Here is a 21,106-nt window from a genome sequence, read left to right on the forward strand (position 1 = left end):
GCTGACGCGGAGTCAACCGGAGGAGTGCCGCCATGCCCCTGCTGGAACCGGACCCACAGACCCTGCGCCCCACCGCGACCGGCAACCCCGCGCACGACCGGGTGGCGGACCGACGGGCCTTGGGCACTCCCGAGCCGCTGCGCGGCGAACTGATCGCGCTGCTGGGCCCCGGCAAGGTGCTCCACAAGGTCTCCGACCTGGTCCGCTACGCCTCCGACGCCAGCCCGTACCGCTTCGTCCCGCAGGTCGTGGTGGTGGCCACGGACCTTGACGACATCTCCGCGGTCTTCTCCTACGCCCATGGCAAGGGCCGCAACGTCGTCTTCCGGGCCGCCGGGACCTCGCTCAACGGCCAGGCGCAGGGCGAGGACATCCTCGTCGACGTCCGCCGGCACTGGAGCGGGATCCAGGTGCTCGACAACGGCGCCCGTGCCCGGATCCGGCCCGGTACCACCGTGCTGCGCGCCAACACGGCGCTGGCCCGCCACGGCCGGCTGCTCGGGCCCGATCCGGCCAGCGCCGTCGCCTGCACCCTGGGCGGTGTGGTCGCCAACAACGCCTCCGGGATGACGGCCGGCACCACCCGTAACTCCTACCGGACGCTGGCCTCGGTCACCCTCGTCCTGCCGTCGGGCACGGTCGTGGACACCGCGCGGCCGGACGCCGACACGGAACTGGCGCACGCCGAGCCGGCGCTGTGCGCGGGCCTGCTGGCACTCAAGGCGGAGATCGAGGCGGACGGGGAGCTGGTGGCCCGGATCCGTGCCAAGTACCGGATCAAGAACACCAACGGCTACCGTCTGGACGCCTTTCTCGACGGCGCGACGCCGGTGGAGATCCTGCGCGGCCTGATGGTCGGCTCCGAGGGCACCCTCGGCTTCATCGCCGAGACGGTCTTCGACACCCTTCCGTTGGACCGGCACACTTCCAGCGCGCTGCTGTTCTTCCCGACGCTGAGTGCCGCGGCCGCGGCCGTTCCGCGGTTCACCGAGACGGGGGCGCGGGCGGTGGAGCTGATGGACGGCAATACCCTGCGCGCCTCGGTGAGCGTGGCCGGGGTGCCGGCCGACTGGGCGGCGCTGCCCGCGGAGACCGCGGCGCTGCTGGTGGAGTTCCGGGCACCCGACGAGGCCGCCCAGGAGGCGTACGAACGGGCCGCGGCGCGGGTACTGACGGAGCTGGAGCTGGTCGCTCCGGCCGCGTCCGTCACCAACGCCTTCACCCGGGACCCGTCGGCCATCGGCGGTTACTGGAGGGCCCGCAAGGCGTTCGTGACCGCGGTGGGCGGCAGCCGGCCGTCCGGTACGACGCTGATCACCGAGGACTTCGCGGTACCGCCGGACCGGCTCGCCGAGGCCTGTACGGCCCTGCTGGAACTGCAGGCGCGGCACGGCTTCGAGGCGGCGGTCGCGGGCCATGCCGCACACGGCAATCTGCATTTCCTGCTCGCCTTCGACGCGGCGGAGCCGGCCGAGGTGGCGCGCTACGCCGCCTTCATGGACGCGTTCTGCCGGCTGACCGTCCGGCGCTTCGACGGCTCGCTGAAGGCCGAGCATGCCACCGGCCGGAACATCGCACCGTTCCTGGAGCTCGAATGGGGGCCGCGGGCAACGGAGTTGATGTGGCGGATCAAGGAGACCGTGGACCCGCACGGCATTCTGGCTCCGCGCATCCTGCTCGACCGCGATCCGCAGGCGCATCTGCGCGGGCTGAAGACCATCCCGGAGACCGAGGTCCCTGCCGACCCCTGCATCGAGTGCGGCTTTTGCGAACCGGCCTGCCCCAGCGGGGATCTGACCACCACGCCCCGCCAACGGATCGTGCTGCGCCGCGAGATGGCGCGGCAGTCACCGGGTTCGCCGGTCACCACCGCGCTGCTGGAGTCGTACGGCTATGACGCGGTGGACACCTGCGCGGGCGACTCGCTCTGCCGTCCGGCCTGCCCGGTGGGGATCGACACCGGCGCGCTGATGAGGGACTTCCGGCACCGGCGCCACTCACCGCGCGAGGAGTGGGTCGCCGCGCAGTCCGCCCGCCACTTCAAGGCCGTCGAGCGGGCGGCACGGATGGCGGTGGCCGCCGCCGACCGGATCGGCGACCGGCTGACGGCGTCGCTGACCCGTGCCGCCCGCAGGGCCGTACGCCCCGGCCTGGTACCCGAATGGCTCCCGCGGATGCCCGGCGCGGCGGCCCGAACGCTGCCCGTGACACGGAGGTCCGGGGCGGCGGCGGTCTACTACCCGGCGTGTGTGAACCGGATCTTCGGTGAGCCCGCGGGGCATCGGGGGCCGTCGCTGCCGGAGGCGGTGGTGGCGGTGTCGCAGCGGGCGGGCCTGCCGGTGTGGATCCCGTCGGACGTGGCCGGGACCTGCTGCGCCACCATCTGGCACTCCAAGGGATACCGGCGCGGCAACGTGGTGATGGCCAACCGCATCGTCGAGGCGGCCTGGGGATGGACGGCCGGCGGCAGGCTGCCACTGGTGGTGGACGCGTCCTCGTGCACCCTGGGTCTCGGCCGTGAGGTGGTGCCGTATCTGACGCCGGGCAATGCCGCACTGCACGCCGGGCTGACGGTCGTCGACTCGGTGGTCTGGGCCGCCGAGGAGCTGCTGCCGCGGCTGGACATTCTGCGCACGGTCGGCTCCGCGGTGCTCCATCCCACCTGTTCCCTGCAGCACTTGGGGGCCGAGGCGCAGCTGCGCCGGGTCGCCGAGGCGTGTGCGCGGGAGGTGGTGGTGCCGGACGACGCGGGCTGCTGCGCCTTCGCCGGTGACCGCGGGATGCTGCACAAGGAGCTGACGGAGTCGGCCACCGCGAAGGAGGCGGCCGAGGTGAACACGCGGCACTTCGACGCCTATCTGTCGGCGAACCGGATGTGCGAGATCGGCATGGACCAGGCAACGGAGGGCCGAGGCTACGGCTCGGCCCTCCTGGCGCTGGAGCGGGCCACGCGCCCGGCCCGTCAGCTGCCTTCGGGGGTGCGCCTCAGCGGGTGACGTGCAGCGCCACCGCTCCCTTCGCGGGGACCGAGAGCTGCGCCTTCCCGTCGTCCCCGACGGTGGCCGTGTGTCCTTCGCAGGAGGACGGCGCGGCGGCGACGACGTTGCAGTACGTGCCGGCCGGCAGCGAGGTCGCAAAGGTCTGGTGCAGCTCGGCGTCGCCGTTGTTGAGGGCCACGAATCCCTTGCCTCCCCGGCCGAAGGCGAGGGCGCTGCCCCCGTTGTCCCACCAGTTCGTCAGCTCCGTCGAACCCACCGCGTTGCGGAAGCCCACCATCCCGGTGATCGCCTGCTTGGCGTGTTCGTTGGTCCAGCCGCCGCTGCCGCTGGGCGGCCCGGCGTCCTTGTCGGTCCACTCGTAGCCGGAGTAGATGTTCGGTGAGCCGTACGGCGAGGCCAGCATGAAGACGTTGGCGAGGGTGTAGGCGGCGCCGTCCTTGTAGGTGAGCGTGGAGCCGTTGCGCTCGGTGTCCCAGTTGTCGACGAAGGTGCGGGCCTGGTCGCTGCCGAGCTTGCCGTCGGCGACGGACTTCAGCCGGGCGAGGTTGCCGCTCTGGAAGGCACTCTTGAGGTCGCCGCCGTAACGGAATTCGTCGACATCGCCGACGCCGGTGTACTCCTCGGGCTGCACCGCCTCGCCGGCGCCGTGGATGACCTCCTGCACCCAGTAGCCCGGGTCGCGCATCTTGCCTTTGACAGCGGCGAGGTCGGTGGCGGAGATGTGCTTGGCGGCGTCCACCCGGAAGCCGTCCACGCCCAGCGACCGCAGGTCGTCGAGGTACTTGGCGAGGGTGGTGCGGACGTGGTCGCTGCCGGTGTCGAGGTCGGCGAGCCCGACGAGTTCGCAGTTCTGGACGTCGTCGCGGTTGGTGTAGTCGGAGATGCTCTTCCGGCAGCCGTGGAAGTCCTTGTCCTCGTAGGAGCCGGGGTAGCGGTACTTGCTGTACCGGGTGCCGCCGGTGCCCGTACCGGAGCCGGCCGCCATGTGGTTGACGACGGCGTCGGCGATGACCTTGACGCCCGCGCCGTGGCAGGCGCTGACCATCGAGGCGAACGCGTTCCGGTTGCCCAGCCGTCCGGCGATCTTGTAGCTGACGGGCTGGTACGAGGTCCACCACTGGTCGCCCTGGATGTGCTCGGAGGCGGGCGAGACCTCGACATAGCCGTAGCCGGCCGGGCCCAGCTGAGTGCGGCAGGCCTTGGCGGCATCTGCGTACTTCCACTCGAACAGGGTGGCGGTGACGGTCTTTTCACCGGGTGGGGCGGCCTGGGAGGGCCACGGCGCGAAGGTGGCGAGGCCGGCCGCGGCCAGCACTCCGGCCAGCGCCCCGCCCAGCACACGGGAACGTTGCTGCATCTTGCGGCTCCTTGGTCATGGGGCACGGCAGGACGCACCGCGCCCACGAGTGCAGCCACACGCCAGGCCGCCATGGGGGGATTTCCGCATCGGAGCCTGCCGTTTGCCTTGTGGACACGTCAAGGTTTTCCGCAAGACTTTTCAGCGACTTGCGAAAGGTGCGGGTGACGGCATCTCCGGTGTTGCCGCGAGCCGTCCGGTATTGCGGCAAAGAGTCCAAGAGTGCCGTATCAAGAGTCCAATCGGCCCTCTTGTGCCTCAGGCCGTCGGCCGACAGGGTCCTGACCGAGGTTCACGTATGCCCCGGCACACCACCGCTCCCCTGGAGGACCGATGAACGAGGCACCATCGCAGAACCACGACCGCGACCGCGACGGCGACCGCGACCGCGACGGCAACGAGGCCGGTCCGAGCCGCCGTTCGGTGCTGTGGACCGCCGGTGCGGCGGGCGCCGGACTCGGGCTCGGCGGCCTGTCGTCCGGGCCGGCCGCGGCGGCCACCCCCTCGACGACCACGGCGCCGGCCGCATCCGCTACGGCCGCCGCCGCGTCGCCCGACGCCAAGGGCAGGACCATGATCGGGGTGCCGTTCGAGCGGCGCAGCACCGTCCGTGTCGGCATCATCGGGCTCGGCAACCGCGGCGGCACCATGATCGACCTCTTTCTCGCGATGCCGGGCGTCCGCGTCGTCGCCCTGTGCGATCCGGTGAAGGACAAGACCGCCAAGGCCGCCAAGAAGGTCACCGCAGCGGGACAGCCGGCGCCCGCCGTCTACACCAACGGCGACCAGGACTTCGAAAACCTCTGCCGGCGCGGCGACATCGACTTCGTGTACGCGGCCACGCCGTGGGACCGGCACTTCGACATGGCGAAGACCGCGATGCTCAACGGCAAGCACGTGGGCGTGGAATGTCCCCTTGCGCTGCGTCTGGACCAGCTGTGGGAGCTGGTCCACCTTTCCGAGCGCACCCGCAGACACTGTATGCAGCTGGAGAACTGCTGCTACGGCAGGAACGAGATGCGGGTGCTGCGGATGGCGCATGCGGGCCTGTTCGGCGATCTGCTGCACGGCGCCGGTGCCTATATCCACGATCTGCGCGGCCTGATGTTCGACCCCACGTACTACGAGGGGCCGTGGCGGCGGCTGTGGCACACCCGGTTGCGCGGCGACCTCTACCCCAACCACGGCTTCGGCCCGGTCGCCAACTATATGGACATCAACCGCGGGGACCGCGCCGTGCGCATCTCCAGTGCCGGCACGCCCGCCCTCGGCCTCGCCAAGTACCGCAAGGAGCACATGCCGGCCAACGACCCCAGCTGGAAGGAGTCGTACATCGGGAGCGACCGGACGATCAGCCTCGTACAGACCGCCAAGGGGCGGGTGATCCGACTGGAGCACGATGTCTCCACCCCGCACCCCTACAGCCGGATCAACAGCCTCGGCGGCACCAAGGGCCTCTTCGAGGACTACCCCGAGCGGATCTACCTGGAGCCGGACCAGAGCAACGACGAGTGGGGCGACTTCACCAAGTACGCGGAGTGGGACCACTGGCTCTGGAAGGAACACGCCAATCCGCCCGGCGGGCACGGCGGCATGGACTACATGCTGGTCTTCCGGCTGATGCAGTGCATGCGGCTCGGCCTGGTACCGGACTTCGATGTCTATGACGCGGCGACCTGGACCGCGCCGGTGCCGCTGAGCGACCTCTCGATCAAGGCGAACGGCGCCCCGCAGGAGATTCCCGACTTCACCCGCGGGCTGTGGAAGAAGGCGCGGCCGGGGATGGATTCGTCCAAGCCGGAGGGGTGAGGGCGCGCAACGGTGCGGGGCCCGGCGGGCGGTGGTGCGCCGGGCCTCACGATTCCTCCCGCTGTACGACGGCAGGCGGCAGTACCTCGTCCACGCGCCGCGCGTGGGGCGCGGGCTCGCCGTACGCGCACCGTGCCGAGTGGCCCGCCTTCGAAGTCGCGCCTGCTGCCGGCGCTCAGGCCGCCAGGTGCGCCGCGTCCCCCATGACCACCACGGGGTGCCGCGCGGGATCGAGGGCGCGCAGCAGTGCCTGCATCCCGGCCTTCGGGACGCTGACGCACGCGGATGTTCCGCTGCCGTGGTCCAGGTGCAGCCAGACCCCGCCCCCCTTGGACTGACCCTGCGGGCGGGTCGGGTCCAGCGGGGAGGTCCCCTTGACGCGGTTGTAGTTGATCGCGACGACGTAGTCGAAGTCGTGCCGGGTGTTCTTGGACCAGTACGACGGCGGGGTGAACGCCGATGAGTGCGTATAGGGCAGCTTGGCGCCGGGGTCCTGGAGCACCCCGCCCGCGTCGGTCAGCGGGAACACCCCGACAGGGCTGCGCTTGTCCCCTTCGTGGTGATCCACCGTCCAGCCGCGCCGGCCGTTGTGGGCGGCCCAGCTTCCCTTGCGGTCCCAGCCCTTGGCCCCCTTGTCGTAGAGGACGACCGTGGCCTCTGCGGAGTTCACGCCCTTGCCGTAGACCGCCACGACCTGCCGGGAGCCGGCCGGGATCCGCGACCGCAGGACAGTGCCGACCTCGGGGATGTTCTTGAGGTGGGTGGTGGCCGACGCGCCGCGGGCCGGGCCGCCGGGGCGCTCCCCCTTGCCCGCACCGTCGCCCTTGCCGTCCCCGCCCTTGCCTCCGCTCGCACCGCCGCCGCAGCCCGCCACAAGGACCAGTCCCGCCGCGGCCACCGCCGCCATTCGCATCGCACTGCCCGCTGTTCGCATGACGCCCATGGTCGCACCGCCGGCCCGGCGCCCGGCCGGCACCCGACCGCCGCCTGCAGGCCGCCACCGCACGATTGTCCGGATCGCGTGGCCACAGCGGAAAAACCGTTTGAAATCCGCCCACGTCGCGGGCCAGTCTTCCAGGACCTCCGCCGGAGACGAGACGGGCGAGAGGGGCATTTCGCCTGCCGCAACGGCCTGTTGCCGCCCACCCACCACGACTTCGCCTGGGACATCATGCACATTCGCGATCTTCCGCATCCCGACCCGGGCGTCCCGGACGTCCGTACGGGTGGCGCCTTTCTCCGCTGGCTGTGCGCGCAACAGCTCGGCGGGCAGCTCAAGGCCCTCGCCTGGGGGCTGGTGAACTTCGGCGCCATCGCCGCCTCCCCGGTGCCGGTGGGACTGGCCGTCCAGGCCGTGGTGGACCGCGACGCCGGACGGCTCCTCCTGGCCGGCTCCCTGATCATGGCCTTGGGCGCCCTGATCGCGATCGGTGGCACGATGCTGCACCGCGCGGCCGTCACCAACTGGATCACCGCCGTCGCCCGGATGCAGCAACTGCTCGCCCGCAAGACCACGGAACTGGGTTCGGCCATGACGCGGCGGGTGGCGGCGGGCGAGATCGTCGCCGTCAGCACCGGCGACCTGGAGAAGATCGGCTGGTTCGTCGAAGCGCTCTCCCGGTTCGGTGCCGCCGCGGTCACCGCCGCCGGCGTCTCCGTTGCCCTGGCCCTCTACCGGCCGGAGCTCGGCGTCCTGGTGGCCGTCGGCGTGCCCGTCATGGCGCTGGCCGTACTGCCGTTGCTGCCGCACGCCACCCGACGCGCCGACGCACAGCGCGAGAAGGCCGGTCAGGCCACCGAGCTGGCGTCCGACACCGTCGCCGGACTGCGTGTCCTGCGCGGCATCGGCGGCGAAGAGCTTTTCCTCGGCCGCTACCGCAGCGCCTCCCAGGAGGTGCGCAAAGCCGCCGTCCGCAGCGCCCGGATGTGGTCGCTGATCTCGGCCGTCCAGGTGCTGCTGCCGGGCCTGCTGCTCATCGCGGTGGTCTGGTACGGCACCCGGCTCGCCCTCGACGGCACCCTCGCCGTCGGCGATCTCGTCACCGTCTACAGCGCGGTCACCTTCCTGCTCCTCCCCCTCAGACACTTCGAAGAGATCGCCCAGGCCTATTCCTTCGCCAAGCCGTCCACGAAGCGCACGGCCCGCGTCCTGGCACAGCGCCGCCCGGCCGGCGGGCGGGACACCGGCCGGGAGGCGACACCCACCGGGGATCTGCACGACCCGGTCAGCGGCCTGACCGCCCCGGCCGGCCGGCTGACCGCGGTGGTCTGCGGCGACCCCGACAGCGCGGGCCGGCTCGCCGAACGCCTCGGCGGACACCCGCCGCAGCGGGACGAAAGCGGCGGTGACGGCACCGCGCCGGTCTCGGTCGTGCTCGGCGGCACCCCGCTGGACGACCTGGCACGTGACACGGCCCGCGGTGCCGTACTCGTCCAGGACAAGGACCCGATGCTGCTCTCGGGCACGCTCGGTGAACTGCTCGACGTACCGGCATCCGGCCGGGTGGGCGCGCGGGAGGCGCTGACCGCGGCGCAGTGCGGCGATGTGCTGACCACGCTCGCGCAGGCGTCCGCCGACGACTCGGGAGACCCCATGCACGCCCACATCACCGAGCGCGGCCGCTCGCTGTCCGGCGGACAGCGCCAGCGGCTCGCCCTCGCCAGGTCGCTGGTCGCCGACCCGGAGGTGCTGGTGCTCGACGAACCGACCAGCGCCGTCGATGCGCACACCGAGGCCCGGATCGCCGAGGGCCTGCGGGAGATCAGGAAGGGGCGGACGACCGTCGTGCTCACCTCCAGCACGCTCCTGCTGGACCGGGCCGAACAGGTGGTGTTCCTCCAGGAGGGGAAGGCCGTCGCCGAGGCGACCCACCGCGAACTGATGCGCAGCCACCCCGCCTACCGCGCGATCGTCACCCGCGAACCGGACCCGGAGCCGGCGGTACCGGCCGTCCGGACCGACGCGCGGACCGATGCCCGGACCGGAGCCCGGACCGGAGCCCGGACCGACGCTCAGATCGAGGAGACCGCATGATCGGCCTGGCGCCGCCGGAGCACGATCCGGACGCCCCGCAGACCCTCACCACCCTTCCCGTCGGCTCGCCGGCCACGGTGCGCAGCTATGTCGGCGGCCTGATCCGCCGTCACCGCAGAGCGTTCACCTTGCTGGTCGCCGTGAACGCGGCCGCGGTGATCGCCTCCATGGCAGGCCCCTATCTCCTCGGCGGAGTCGTCGAGAAGCTGTCCGCGGGGGCCCGCGACCTCCCGCTGGAGCGCACCATCGGGCTGTTCGCCGTGGCGCTGGCCGCCCAGACGGTGTTCGTCCGCATGGTCCGGCTGCGCGGGGCGATGCTCGGTGAGCGGATGCTGGCGGATCTGCGCGAGGACTTCCTCGTACGGTCCGTGGCGCTTCCGCCGGGCGTCCTGGAGCGGGCCGGCACCGGCGACCTGCTGTCGCGGATCACCACCGACATCGACAGGCTCTCCAGCGCGATGCGCGAGGCCGTTCCGCAGCTGTCCATCGGCGTGGTGTGGGTGGCGCTGCTGCTCGGCGGGCTGACGGTGACCGCACCGCCGCTCGCGCTGTCCGTACTCATCGCCCTCCCGCTGCTGGTCGTCGGCTGCCGCTGGTACTTCAGACGGGCGCCGAGCGCTTACCGCTCCGAGGCGGCCGGTTACGCGGCGGTGTCCGCGGTGCTCACCGAGTCCGTGGACGCGGGGCGTACGGTCGAGGCCCACCGGCTGGGCGCCCGCCGGACCGCCCTGTCGGAGGACCGGATTCGATCATGGACTCAGTGGGAGCGTTACACGCTCTTCCTGCGCTCGGTGCTCTTCCCCGTCGTCGATCTGACCCATGTACTGCTCCTGGGCTCGGTGTTGCTGCTCGGCGGAGCCTTCGTCATCCAGGGATGGATCACTCCGGGGCAGCTGACGACCGGGGCGCTGCTGGCGCAGATGATGATCGAGCCGGTCGGCATGGTCCTGCGCTGGTACGACGAACTGCAGGTGGCCCAGGTGTCCATCGCCCGGCTCGTCGGCGTCCGGGAGATCGAGCCGGAGGCCACCGCTGCGGAGCGGTTCCCGGACGGCCGGGAGGTCCACGCCGACGGGGTCAGCTTCGGCTACCGTGCGGGCGTCGATGTGCTCCGGGCGGTGTCGTTGCGGGTCCGTCCGGGGACCCGGCTGGCGCTGGTCGGGCCCTCCGGCGCCGGCAAGTCGACGCTGGGCCGGCTCCTGGCGGGCATCTACGGTCCCCGGGTGGGCAGCGTCACGCTGGGCGGCGCCGAACTCTCCGCGCTGCCGGCCGAACGGATCCGCGAGCAGGTGGCGCTGGTCAACCAGGAACACCATGTCTTCGTCGGCTCGCTCCGCGACAATCTCCTGCTGGCGCGCAGCGGTGCGGCCGATGCCGAACTGTGGGCGGCGCTCGGCGCGGTGGACGCCGATGACTGGGCGCGGGCCCTGGACAAGGGACTCGACACCGAGGTGGGCTCGGGCGGCCATACGCTGACGCCCGCCCAGGCCCAGCAGATCGCACTGGCCCGGCTGGTGCTCGCCGATCCGCACACCCTGGTGCTGGATGAGGCGACGTCCCTGCTCGACCCGCGGGCGGCCCGCCATCTGGAGCGCTCGCTGAGCAGGGTGCTGGACGGCCGTACGGTCGTGGCGATCGCGCACCGGCTGCACACCGCCCATGACGCCGATGTGATCGCGGTCGTCGAGGAGGGCCGGATCAGCGAGCTGGGCAGCCACGACGAACTGGTCTCGGCCGGTGGCGCGTACGCGGCGTTGTGGCGGTCCTGGCACGGCTGATACGGGGCACGGGTCCAGATACGGCTGATACGGGGCCGGTTCCTGGCGCGGCGGATGCGGCGCGCGGGTCCTGGCGCGTGCTGGTGCGCGGCGAAGTCGGCCGAGACCCGGCCGGGCGCCGTCACGGCGGCTTCGGGGGCGGGCAAGGCCAGGGCCCGCGAGCGCGTACGCCTCGCGGGCCCCCGGGAAGGACGCAGGACCTCCCCCATACCTCCGTGTCAGCCCCCGGTGACCGGGCCGCGCAGGTCAGAGATAACCGAGCGCACTCAGGCCGCCGACGCCGCCCAGCACCATGAACACCGGCATCAGCACCTTCAGCTCCACCCAGCTGCCGGCCTTGAAGCGCATGCCCTTGGGCGGGCCGACCGGGTACCAGCGCTTGCGGCCTATCGGGATGGGCCACAGGACGGGGCAGCCCGAGACGGTCAGGGCATCGCCGATGTCATGGACGAGCGCTCCGAGAACGACCGGGAGCCCCAGCCAGAGGTACTGCTGCCCCGGTTCGCTGAACAGCCAGCTCGCGCCGTTGCCCGGCTGGTCGAGAACGCCGGCCAGGATCCAGGCCGCGGCGGCACCCAGCAGCCACACCAGCACATCGCTGGAGACCCGTGCGGCCCGCCACAACAGCCCTTCGATGGCGAGCACCATATGGACGAAGAGGATGCCGAGGACGGCCCAGCGGCCGCCCTGCATCGCCAGCAGCGACATCCCGCCGCCGACCAGCACCGCCCACACCCAGGTGTGGGTCAGTGTGCGGTGGCCTCCGTTGCGGTTCGAGTCACCGCGCATCTTGGTCGCCTTGTAGACCGCGTGCGAGATCGCGTCGACCAGTTCGCACAGCCACCGCGAGAGCGGCCCGAAGGCCCGCGAGATGGTCGCGGACTTGTGGTCGAGGTCCGGGGCGAGCGCCGCACCGGCACAGATCAGAGCTCCGCAGACGAGCACCGGCCAGGGCATGGGATGTCCGGCGGCAGCGGCCGCCGCGCCCACCCCCAGCCAGGCCGCGGCCCCGGACAGTGAGTGCGCCGGTCCCATCATGGTTGTTCCCACCCCTTGTTCTCTTGGTTCTCTTGCGCTCGTGCTCCGGCGCGGACGGTGCGTCTCTCGTACTGCTGAGCCGCACCTCTGACGCCCGGTCGGCGACTCAGCGTAGCGTCAGATGATCTCCCTACGAGGAGGGGGTGAGCGCACGTCCCCACGGGCGCACGGGCACAGCATCCGCAGGACCGACCGCAGGACAGACACCGGCCCTCGGCACCGGCCCTCGGTCAACTGCTCGCCCCGCACCCCTTCCTGCCTACCGTCCCGGACGACGCCACCGGAGCGCGCCCGGCAGATGGAACCAACTGCTCTGACGGCCAGCGCCGTTGGGACACCCCTCCTGCCTGGCCCCCACCCATGAGTCCGCCTTACGCGCCTCCTCCCCCACGGTGACCGACGACCGTGGTCGGTGGTCGGTGGTCGGTGGTCGGTGATCGGTGGCCGGTGATCGGCGACCAACGACGGGTGGCCGGTGGCCGACGACGGACGACGGACGACGGACGACGGACGACGGACGGAACGAATCGGGCGTCCACCCTGCCGCACGCCCGCCGCGTGATCTGCGCCACGCGCGCATGGCGCGACGGCCTGGAGAGCGCTCGCCGGCACCAACAGCGCGCCCTTGACTCTGTACGGAGGGTGAGGGCGCCGTACCGCCCCCTCCGGACCGCGCCGCAACGGGACGTGTCTCCGCGGGCCGGGGCCGCCGGAAGGGTGCCCGGAGCCGGCGCCGGGGCCGGGGCAGCGAGGTCCGGGGGCCTTCCGGGCGGGCGGGCCACGGGCCTCGTCGATCTTGAGCCGGCCTCCCTCCGAGTCGCCGGTTCCCTGATCCGGGCCGAAGACAGGCAGTATGGGGGCGTGACCCTCATCGATCATCTCCCGAACGACGCCGACCCCGATGCCCTCTTCGAAGCCTTTTCGGGCTGGGCCGAGCAGCAGGGCATTTCGCTCTACCCTGCCCAGGAGGAGGCGCTGATCGAGGTGGTCTCCGGGGCGAACGTCATCCTGTCCACCCCGACCGGTTCCGGTAAGAGCCTGGTGGCGGCCGGTGCACACTTCACCGCGCTCGCCAATGATCAGGTCACCTTCTACACCGCCCCCATCAAGGCGCTGGTCTCGGAGAAGTTCTTCGACCTGTGCAAGATGTTCGGCACCGAGAACGTCGGCATGCTCACCGGTGACGCCTCGGTCAACGCCGATGCCCCGGTCATCTGCTGCACTGCCGAGGTCCTTGCCTCGATAGCGCTGCGGGACGGGAAGGACGCCGACATCGGCCAGGTCGTGATGGACGAGTTCCATTTCTATGCCGAGCCGGACCGTGGCTGGGCCTGGCAGATTCCGCTGCTGGAACTTCCGCAGGCGCAGTTCATTCTGATGTCGGCGACGCTCGGCGATATGGCGCGCTTCGAGGAGGATCTGACCCGGCGCACGGGGAAGCCCACGTCGGTGGTGCGCTCCGCGACGCGGCCGGTGCCGCTGTCGTACGAATACCGCACGACGGCGATGACGGAAACCCTCACCGAGCTGCTGGAGACCCGGCAGTCGCCCGTGTACATCGTGCACTTCACCCAGGCCGCCGCCGTCGAGCGGGCGCAGGCGCTGATGAGCATCAATATGTGCACACGCGCCGAGAAGGACCAGATCGCCGAGCTCATCGGGAATTTCCGGTTCACCACCAAGTTCGGCCGGAATCTGTCGCGGTATGTCCGCCATGGCATCGGCGTGCACCACGCCGGCATGCTGCCGAAGTACCGCAGGCTCGTCGAGAAGCTGGCACAGGCCGGTCTGCTGAAGGTCATCTGCGGCACGGACACCCTCGGCGTGGGGGTCAACGTCCCGATTCGTACGGTTTTGTTCACCGCGCTGACCAAGTACGACGGGACGCGGGTGCGGACGCTGCGGGCACGGGAGTTCCATCAGATCGCGGGCCGCGCCGGCCGCGCCGGCTTCGACACCGCGGGCTTTGTGGTCGCACAGGCTCCCGAGCATGTGGTGGAGAACGAGAAGGCGCTGGCCAAGGCGGGCGACGACCCCAAGAAGCGCCGGAAGGTGGTGCGCAAGAAGGCGCCGGAGGGCTTCGTCAACTGGGGTGAGAACACCTTCGAGAAGCTGATCGCTTCCGATCCGGAGCCGCTGAACTCCCGCTTCCGGGTGACCCACGCGATGCTGCTGTCCGTGATCGCGCGGCCGGGCAATGCGTTCGAGGCCATGCGCAAGCTGCTCGAGGACAACCATGAGCCGCGCAGGAATCAGCTCAGGCACATCCGGCGGGCCATCGCGATCTATCGCTCGCTGCTGGACGGCGGGATCGTGGAGCGGCTGCCCGAGCCGGACGCCGAGGGCCGGATCGTCCGGCTGACCGTGGACCTTCAGCAGGACTTCGCGCTCAACCAGCCACTGTCGACATTCGCGCTGGCCGCGTTCGACCTGCTCGACCCGGAGTCGCCCTCCTACGCGCTGGACATGGTCTCGGTCGTGGAGTCCACGCTGGACGATCCGCGCCAGATCCTGGCCGCGCAGCAGAACAAGGCCCGGGGCGAGGCGGTGGCCCAGATGAAGGCCGACGGCGTCGAGTACGAAGAGCGCATGGAACGGCTCATGGACGTCGAGTACCCCAAGCCGCTGGAGGAAGTACTCTTCCACGCCTACGGCCTATACCGCAAGAGCCACCCGTGGGTCGGCGACCATCCGCTGTCGCCGAAGTCGGTCATCCGCGATATGTACGAACGCGCCATGACCTTCACGGAGTTCACGTCCTTCTACGAGCTGGCCCGCACCGAGGGAATCGTGCTGCGCTACCTGGCGAGTGCGTACAAGGCGCTGGACCACACCGTCCCGGACGACCTGAAGTCCGAGGACTTCGAGGACATCATCGCCTGGCTGGGCGAGATGGTGCGCCAGGTCGACTCCAGCCTGCTGGACGAGTGGGAACAGCTTGCCAACCCGGAGGTGGAGACGGCCGAGCAGGCCGCGGAGCGGGCCGATCAGGTCCGGCCGGTCACGTCCAATGCGCGGGCTTTCCGGGTGCTGGTGCGCAATGCGATGTTCCGGCGGGTGGAGCTGGCGGCGCTGGACAAGGTCGAGGAGCTCGGCGAGATGGATGCCGATTCCGGCTGGGACGTGGACGCCTGGGGCGAGGCGATGGACGCCTACTGGGACGAATACGACGAGCTGGGCACCGGTCCGGACGCGCGCGGCCCGAAGCTGCTGCAGATTCAGGAGGATGCCGAGCACGGACTGTGGAAGGTGCGGCAGACTTTCGCCGACCCGAGCGGTGATCACGACTGGGGCATCTCCGCGGAGGTGGACCTGTCCGCCTCCGACGAGGAGGGGCGCGCGGTGGTACGGGTCACGGACGTGGGTCAATTGTGAGGCGACGGCTTCGACCGAGGCCGCCGAAGGATCTGACGGAGGGCCACCGGTCATGACCAATCCCGCCGAAAAGCTGGTCGATCTGCTGGATCTGGAACAGATCGAGGTGAACATCTTCCGGGGCCGCAGCCCGCAGGAATCGTTGCAGCGGGTCTTCGGTGGGCAGGTCGCCGGCCAGGCGCTGGTGGCTGCCGGGCGGACCACGGAAGGGGACCGCCCGGTCCACTCGCTCCATGCGTACTTCCTGCGCCCGGGCCGGCCCGGGGTGCCGATCGTGTACCTGGTCGAGCGGGTCCGCGACGGGCGGTCCTTCACCACACGCCGGGTCGTCGCCGTCCAGCAGGGACGCACGATCTTCAATCTGACCGCCTCCTTCCACAAGCCGGAACCCGGCTTCGATCACCAGTTGCCGCTGCGTCGGGTGGTTCCCGACCCGCAGGAGCTGCCGACGGTCGCGGAAGAGGTCCGCGAGCACCTGCGCAGCCTGCCCGAGTCGCTGGAGCGGATGGCACGCCGGATGCCCTTCGAGATCCGGTATGCCGACCGGCTGCGCTGGACCCCGGAGGAGATCGAGGGCGCGGAACCCCGCAGCGCGGTGTGGATGCGCGCGGTCGGGCCGCTGGGCGACGACCCGCTCGTACACACCTGCGCGCTGACCTACGCCAGCGATATGACGCTGCTGGACGCCGTCCGCATCCCCGTCGAACCCCTCTGGGGCCCGCGCGGGTTCGACATGGCCTCGCTCGACCACGCGATGTGGTTCCACCGTCCGTTCCGCGCGGACGAGTGGTTCCTCTACGACCAGGAGTCGCCCATCGCCACCGGAGGCCGCGGCCTGGCCCGCGGACGAATCTACGACCGCGAGGGCAGACTGCTGGTTTCGGTCGTCCAGGAGGGGCTCTTTCGTCCTATCTAAGAACGCGGACGCGCAAGACCATCCCAGGAAGGGCTGTTCAGAAAGCTCGGGGACTGACCCGGGCGGGCGACGGCGGAGGGTACGGCGGCCGGTGTCCGCGGGCGGCCCGGGTCTTCCCTGCGGGCCCTTTCCAGGCAGCGCGAGAGGTGGACGCGGTACCACAGCACTTCGTCGAACTCATCTGCCGTCAGTACGCGCTCGAAGGATTCCCTGGCGGCCGGGGTCACCGTGATCACGGAGGCCAGGGTGGGCCTGAGCCGGCGCAGCAGGCACCGCTCCAGCGGGTTCTCGGCCACCGAGGCCAGTTCCTCCGGCGGCAGCACGGCGGCGATCACCCCTGCCGCTTCCCAGGGGTCGTCGGTCTGCCCCATGAGCTGGGCGATCCGCCGGCTGCGCCACTGGCGGGCCCGCCAGTCCTGTCCGCTGTCGAGCATCACCCGCATCGCCGCCGGGGTGTTGCCCCGCATCAGGTCGGGTTCACGGTCGGCGAAGTCGGCGACCTCGGCGGCGAGATAGAGCCAGACCACCGCGCCGAAGCGGTTCACATAGAACCGGACGGGGCCCAAACAGCCCGCCCGGGTCAGGCGGACCGCCCGGCCGGGCCCGATGCCCATGAGAGCGGCGGCCTCGGTCGTGCTGACTGCGCGGATCCGCTCGCGGAGCGCGTCCGGGAAGCCCGGCTCTGCCTGCAGCCGGGCGATCTCCCCCGCCGGAACCCGGCGCCGGCCGAGCGATCCGGCTCCGGTCGGCCGGCCGCCGGCCCCGGCCGCGACCGTCCGCACTTCTCCGAGCTGGGTCGCGAGCTCCAACTCGCCTGTCCTCAACTCCAGTTCGCGGGCCGCCCGCCCCGCCGTGAGCGTCTGCTGCCCGTCGCACACCACTGTCATGTCGCTTCCCCCGCAACTCGGTCGATCACTGACAGTGACGACGATAGCGGCCGGTGGCGACAGCGGGTCAACCCCCGCCCTCAGACCTGTGGATAACTTTCCGGCTGGCGGGCCGCGACGCCCAGATGCTCTCCGACGCGATTGACCAACAGCGTCATTTCGTAGGCGATCTGCCCCATGTCCGCGTCGGCGCCCGCCAGCACGCACAGACAGCTGCCGTCTCCCGCGGCCGTCACGAACAGCACTCCGTCGTCGAATTCGACCATGGTCTGACGCACCCGGCCGATTCCGAAGTGGAGCCCCGAGCCCTTCGCGAGGCTGTGCAGTCCAGAGGCGACCGCCGCGAGATGTTCGGCGTCCTCCCGCTCCAGTCTCTCGCTCGCCCCGGTCACCAGCCCGTCGTTGGAGAGCACCAACGCGTGCCGTACCTTCTGCACCCGCTTGGTCAGATCGTCCAGCAGCCAGTCGAGTCCGCTGCTCAATGCCATTGCTGCTTCCTCCCCGTATCCCCGTCCGCATCCCTGGCCGGACGGCAGCCCGCGGACCGCGAACTGCCGTGCCAGCCTGTCCCACCTCCGCCGTCTCGGCAAGCGGCTCCCCAGCCCGGCGTGGCACGCGGCGCGTGCCTGTGCCGCATGGATGAGGATGTCGGCATGGCACACAAGATGACGAAGGATGAGTGGCAGAGGTTCCTTTCCGAGGGCACGCGTACCGGCAAGCTGGCGACCGTACGGGCCGACGGAAGCCCGCACCTCGCACCGGTGTGGTTCCTCATGGACGGTGACGAGTTGGTGTTCAACACCGGTGCGGACACGGTCAAGGGCCGCAATCTCGCCCGCGACGGCAGAGTGGCACTGTGCGTCGATGACGATCGGCCACCGTTCGCTTTCGTGTCCGTACAGGGAACGGCGGAGATCAGCGACGATCTGACGGACGTCCGCCACTGGGCGACCCGGATCGCGGCCCGCTACATGGGCGAGGACCGTGCGCAGGAGTACGGCGCGCGCAACGGCGTTCCGGGCGAGGTGCTGGTCCGGGTCAGGATCGACAAGGCCGTCGCCCTCGCGGGTGTCGCAAGCTGAAGGCTGCGGGTGCGTGGCGCGCGCCGTCCGGCATCCGCGCCACCTCCGCCCGTCGGCTCAGCCCACCGAATCCAGCACCCTGGTGGAGTGCCGCCGCCCCGCGTGCTCGACGAGCCGGACCAGGACTTCCTTGCCGGAGTCCCGGTCCCTCGCGTCACAGAGCACCACCGGGGTACCACGGTCCAGGTCCAGTGCGCGGGAGACCTCGTCGGCCCCGTAGGACCGGGCCTCCGCAAAGCAGTTGACGGCCACCAGGAACGGAATCGCACGGCGCTCGAAGTAGTCGACGGCCGGAAAGCAGTCCTGCAGCCGCCGGGTATCGGCCAGCACCACGGCGCCCAGCGCACCCTCCGACAGGTCGTCCCACAGGAACCAGAAGCGGTCCTGTCCGGGGGTGCCGAAGAGGTAGAGGGACAGGCCCTGTCTGATGGTGATGCGGCCGAAGTCCATCGCCACCGTGGTGGTGCCCTTGGCGTCCACTCCCCCGGTGTCGTCCACCGTCTCGCCCGCCTCGCTGAGCCGTTCCTCCGTGCGCAGCGGGTGGATCTCGCTGACCGAGCCCACCAGGGTCGTCTTGCCCACGCCGAAGCCGCCCGCGACTAAGATCTTCAGGGTCAACTCGGCGTCGGGGTCCGGGGCTGCGCCCTCCGGGGCCCCTTGTGCGGCGTTCATCTGCCGTCTCCTCCAGGATGCAGGGTCCTGCGCGTCACGGGGTGTACGGATCCACGGCTCGACGAGGGGAGCCTTCGGCGGCGGAGGGCCGTCCGAAATCCATGGCGTGGACCGTACCTCCCGCTGAGGGGGATGTCCCCGGATTCGCCAAAGCCGCCACGTGTTCGGATCAAGAAGCCCATCAACCGCCCCCTTCGTGATAGTTGAACCACTGTGGGGCACCACCGGGCCGGCGTGCGGCCGAGCAAGTCACGTCCGGGGGGCGGGGTGGAATACGGGCGCCCCGACGACCGGTGCGGTCAGCGCAGCCAGCGCGGCCCGGTGCCGTCAGCGCGGCCGGTGCCGCCGGTTCGGCCAGGGCAGCCACTTCGGCAGGGGGAGTGGAACGCAGCCCCCCGTAGCCTTGTACCGTCTCCCTCTCGCCGACCGTTCCGCCCCGGAGGAGCCCGATGACCGGCCAGCACGGCGACCACCACGCCGACCGCCCGCACGAGGTCCGGGCGTTCTTCGCGCCACGCGCCGCCGGCTGGGACGCGAAGTTCCCCGGCGACGGTCCCGCCTATGCGGCGGGCACCGCCGAGCTGGGCCTCAGGGAGGGCGACCGGGTGCTGGACGCCGGCTGCGGTACGGGGCGTGCGCTGCCCGCGCTCCGGGAAGCCGTGGGAGCGCGCGGGACGGTACTGGGCGCCGATCTCACGCCCGAGATGCTGCAGGCCGCCGTACGGGCCGGGCGCGACCGCTACGCGGCACTGCTGCTCGCCGACGTGACCCGGCTGCCGCTACCCGACGCCGCGCTGGACGCGGTCTTCGCCGCCGGGCTCATCTCCCACCTGCCGGACTCGGCGGGCGGCCTCACCGAACTCGCCAGGACCGTACGTCCCGGTGGCCGGCTGGCGCTCTTCCACCCCATCGGGCGGGCGGCCCTCGCCGCCCGCAAGGGCCGCCCGATCACCCCCGACGACCTGCGGGCCGAGCCGAATCTGCGGCCCCTCCTGGCGGAGTGCGGCTGGGACCTGATCCGGTACGAGGACCGCGACTCCCGCTACCTGGCGCTGGCGGTACGCCGGGCGTAGCGGGCCGCCAGACGTACCGGTTCAGCGGGCGTACCGGGCCAGTGGGCGTACCGGGCCAGCGGGCGTACCGGGCATACCGAGCCACCCGGGGGAACTGCCCGGGAACCGGCTGCCCGGCGGAGGGGCCCGGGTCCCTGCCGCTCAGGACGCCGCCGGGCCCTCCCCATGGGGCACCGGGCAACTGCCCGTGCGGCGGGAGGGGAAGGTGCCGAGCTCGGCCACCCGGAAGCCCTTCGGGTAACCCTTGATCTCGGGATTCTGGCGGGCGTAGTGGGGAGTGCGGCGAGGCGGCAGCAACCGCACGGCCTTGGCGCGCAGCTTCAGAGCGGTGCGTACCGCCTTTTGGACCGCCGGCTTGGGCCGCTCGTACCGGAACGCCTCCAGCAGTGCGTCGTCCAGGAGGGCCATGCTCGCTCCGCGCACCACCGGAGCGAGCGGGCCGTACCACCCCGCCATCAGGTCCAGCGTGGCGTCCGACACCCTTCGCGCGCCCTCGTCCCAGCCGAAGTGCGCCTCCTCGTAGGCGTCGAGGCACCGCTCGAAGTCCTCGTAGGTCTGCGGGAGTCCGGTGATTCCCATATGGCGGCCCAGGGTGCGGTAGTAGACGGCGATGGCATGCCGTTCCCGCGCGGTCAGCCGTCGCCAGCCGAAGGCGTCGAGCCACCGCTTGGGCGTCACCACGAACGTGCAGAGGACATAGCGCATGTCCTCGTTGCTGATGTCGTAGCTGCGGTGCATCTGGTTGATACGGCGGATCGCCGTCCGGCCGTCCTCCCCGTCGAAGCCGTGCTCGACGACGGCGTCCAGGAGGAGCGCGGTGTCGTCATAGCGCTTTTGCGTACGGCCGGTCAGTTCGGCGGTCTCGGCCAGCAGCCGGCCGATGCTCGGCACGGCGTAGGTGCGGTAGAGCGCCAGCTCCAGGGCCCTGGTGATGTCCCAGGGGAACTCATGGGTCGCGATGATGCGGTAGATCCGCAGGAAGTCACGCTCCGGGTCCAGCCGCCGGATCTCCCTCAACCAGTCGTAGCGCCGCACCTGATATCCGTCCCTTCGTTCGCCGACGTGCGCCGACGTACGCCGACCCGC

15 protein-coding genes are annotated in these 21,106 nt (G+C 71.1%); 8 read left to right on the forward strand and 7 right to left on the reverse strand.

The window, feature by feature from the left end; all coding sequences use genetic code 11:
• Positions 1-32: 32 nt before the first annotated feature.
• On the forward strand, positions 33-2,996 hold the full coding sequence (locus ACGFR7_RS24625) for an FAD-binding and (Fe-S)-binding domain-containing protein (protein WP_393323112.1): 2,964 nt from the start codon (positions 33-35) through the stop codon (positions 2,994-2,996).
• On the opposite strand, the gene ACGFR7_RS24630 is transcribed toward ACGFR7_RS24625, so the two are convergent.
• Positions 2,986-4,356: an alpha-amylase family protein gene (locus ACGFR7_RS24630; RefSeq protein ID WP_393323115.1), complete on the reverse strand. Its 1,371-nt coding sequence runs from the start codon at positions 4,354-4,356 to the stop codon at positions 2,986-2,988. The two genes, ACGFR7_RS24625 and ACGFR7_RS24630, sit on opposite strands and share 11 nt — an antisense overlap.
• A gap of 333 nt (positions 4,357-4,689) precedes the next feature.
• Here ACGFR7_RS24630 and ACGFR7_RS24635 point away from each other — a divergent pair, with 333 nt between their 5' ends.
• Positions 4,690-6,165: a Gfo/Idh/MocA family protein gene (locus ACGFR7_RS24635; protein ID WP_393323118.1), complete on the forward strand. Its 1,476-nt coding sequence runs from the start codon at positions 4,690-4,692 to the stop codon at positions 6,163-6,165.
• A gap of 175 nt (positions 6,166-6,340) precedes the next feature.
• Here ACGFR7_RS24635 and ACGFR7_RS24640 read toward each other — a convergent pair whose 3' ends face one another.
• Positions 6,341-7,108 (reverse strand): hypothetical protein, encoded by a 768-nt coding sequence (locus ACGFR7_RS24640; protein ID WP_393323121.1) that lies wholly within the window; start codon positions 7,106-7,108, stop codon positions 6,341-6,343.
• Between the two features lie 228 nt (positions 7,109-7,336).
• Between ACGFR7_RS24640 and ACGFR7_RS24645 the strand changes: the two genes are divergently transcribed.
• Together ACGFR7_RS24645 and ACGFR7_RS24650 are read left to right on the forward strand one after the other, a co-directional pair.
• Positions 7,337-9,199 (forward strand): ABC transporter transmembrane domain-containing protein, encoded by a 1,863-nt coding sequence (locus tag ACGFR7_RS24645; protein WP_393323123.1) that lies wholly within the window; start codon positions 7,337-7,339, stop codon positions 9,197-9,199.
• On the forward strand, positions 9,196-10,977 hold the full coding sequence (locus tag ACGFR7_RS24650; RefSeq protein ID WP_393323126.1) for an ABC transporter ATP-binding protein: 1,782 nt from the start codon (positions 9,196-9,198) through the stop codon (positions 10,975-10,977). Before ACGFR7_RS24645 ends, ACGFR7_RS24650 begins: the two co-directional genes overlap by 4 nt.
• A 246-nt stretch (positions 10,978-11,223) precedes the next feature.
• Here ACGFR7_RS24650 and ACGFR7_RS24655 read toward each other — a convergent pair whose 3' ends face one another.
• Complete coding sequence (locus ACGFR7_RS24655; protein ID WP_393323128.1) at positions 11,224-12,015, reverse strand: metal-dependent hydrolase; 792 nt, start codon at positions 12,013-12,015, stop codon at positions 11,224-11,226.
• A gap of 861 nt (positions 12,016-12,876) precedes the next feature.
• On the opposite strand from ACGFR7_RS24655, the gene ACGFR7_RS24660 reads away from it, so the two are divergent.
• Both ACGFR7_RS24660 and ACGFR7_RS24665 read left to right on the forward strand, forming a co-directional pair.
• Positions 12,877-15,390, forward strand: coding sequence for a DEAD/DEAH box helicase (locus ACGFR7_RS24660; protein ID WP_393323131.1), 2,514 nt, complete (start codon positions 12,877-12,879; stop codon positions 15,388-15,390).
• Between the two features lie 52 nt (positions 15,391-15,442).
• Complete coding sequence (locus tag ACGFR7_RS24665; RefSeq protein WP_393323134.1) at positions 15,443-16,306, forward strand: acyl-CoA thioesterase; 864 nt, start codon at positions 15,443-15,445, stop codon at positions 16,304-16,306.
• Here ACGFR7_RS24665 and ACGFR7_RS24670 read toward each other — a convergent pair.
• Positions 16,303-17,193, reverse strand: coding sequence for a DUF6397 family protein (locus ACGFR7_RS24670; protein WP_393323136.1), 891 nt, complete (start codon positions 17,191-17,193; stop codon positions 16,303-16,305). The genes ACGFR7_RS24665 and ACGFR7_RS24670 overlap by 4 nt on opposite strands.
• An 80-nt stretch (positions 17,194-17,273) precedes the next feature.
• Positions 17,274-17,681, reverse strand: a complete 408-nt coding sequence (locus tag ACGFR7_RS24675) for a roadblock/LC7 domain-containing protein (protein ID WP_393323139.1) — start codon at positions 17,679-17,681, stop codon at positions 17,274-17,276.
• 165 nt (positions 17,682-17,846) lie between these two features.
• Here ACGFR7_RS24675 and ACGFR7_RS24680 point away from each other — a divergent pair, with 165 nt between their 5' ends.
• Positions 17,847-18,275 carry a PPOX class F420-dependent oxidoreductase gene (locus ACGFR7_RS24680; RefSeq protein ID WP_393323142.1) on the forward strand — a complete coding sequence of 143 codons (429 nt, stop codon included), beginning with the start codon at positions 17,847-17,849 and terminating at the stop codon, positions 18,273-18,275.
• Positions 18,276-18,332: 57 nt separating this feature from the next.
• On the opposite strand, the gene ACGFR7_RS24685 is transcribed toward ACGFR7_RS24680, so the two are convergent.
• On the reverse strand, positions 18,333-18,947 hold the full coding sequence (locus ACGFR7_RS24685) for an ATP/GTP-binding protein (protein WP_393323144.1): 615 nt from the start codon (positions 18,945-18,947) through the stop codon (positions 18,333-18,335).
• Between the two features lie 449 nt (positions 18,948-19,396).
• Between ACGFR7_RS24685 and ACGFR7_RS24690 the strand changes: the two genes are divergently transcribed.
• Complete coding sequence (locus ACGFR7_RS24690) at positions 19,397-20,020, forward strand: class I SAM-dependent methyltransferase (RefSeq protein WP_393323147.1); 624 nt, start codon at positions 19,397-19,399, stop codon at positions 20,018-20,020.
• A 141-nt stretch (positions 20,021-20,161) separates the two neighbouring features.
• On the opposite strand, the gene ACGFR7_RS24695 is transcribed toward ACGFR7_RS24690, so the two are convergent.
• Positions 20,162-21,055, reverse strand: coding sequence for an oxygenase MpaB family protein (locus tag ACGFR7_RS24695; protein ID WP_393323150.1), 894 nt, complete (start codon positions 21,053-21,055; stop codon positions 20,162-20,164).
• Between the last annotated feature and the right edge of the window lie 51 nt (positions 21,056-21,106).

Origin of the sequence: Streptomyces sp. NPDC048516, from assembly GCF_043199875.1 — a bacterium.
Taxonomy (GTDB): domain Bacteria; phylum Actinomycetota; class Actinomycetes; order Streptomycetales; family Streptomycetaceae; genus Streptomyces.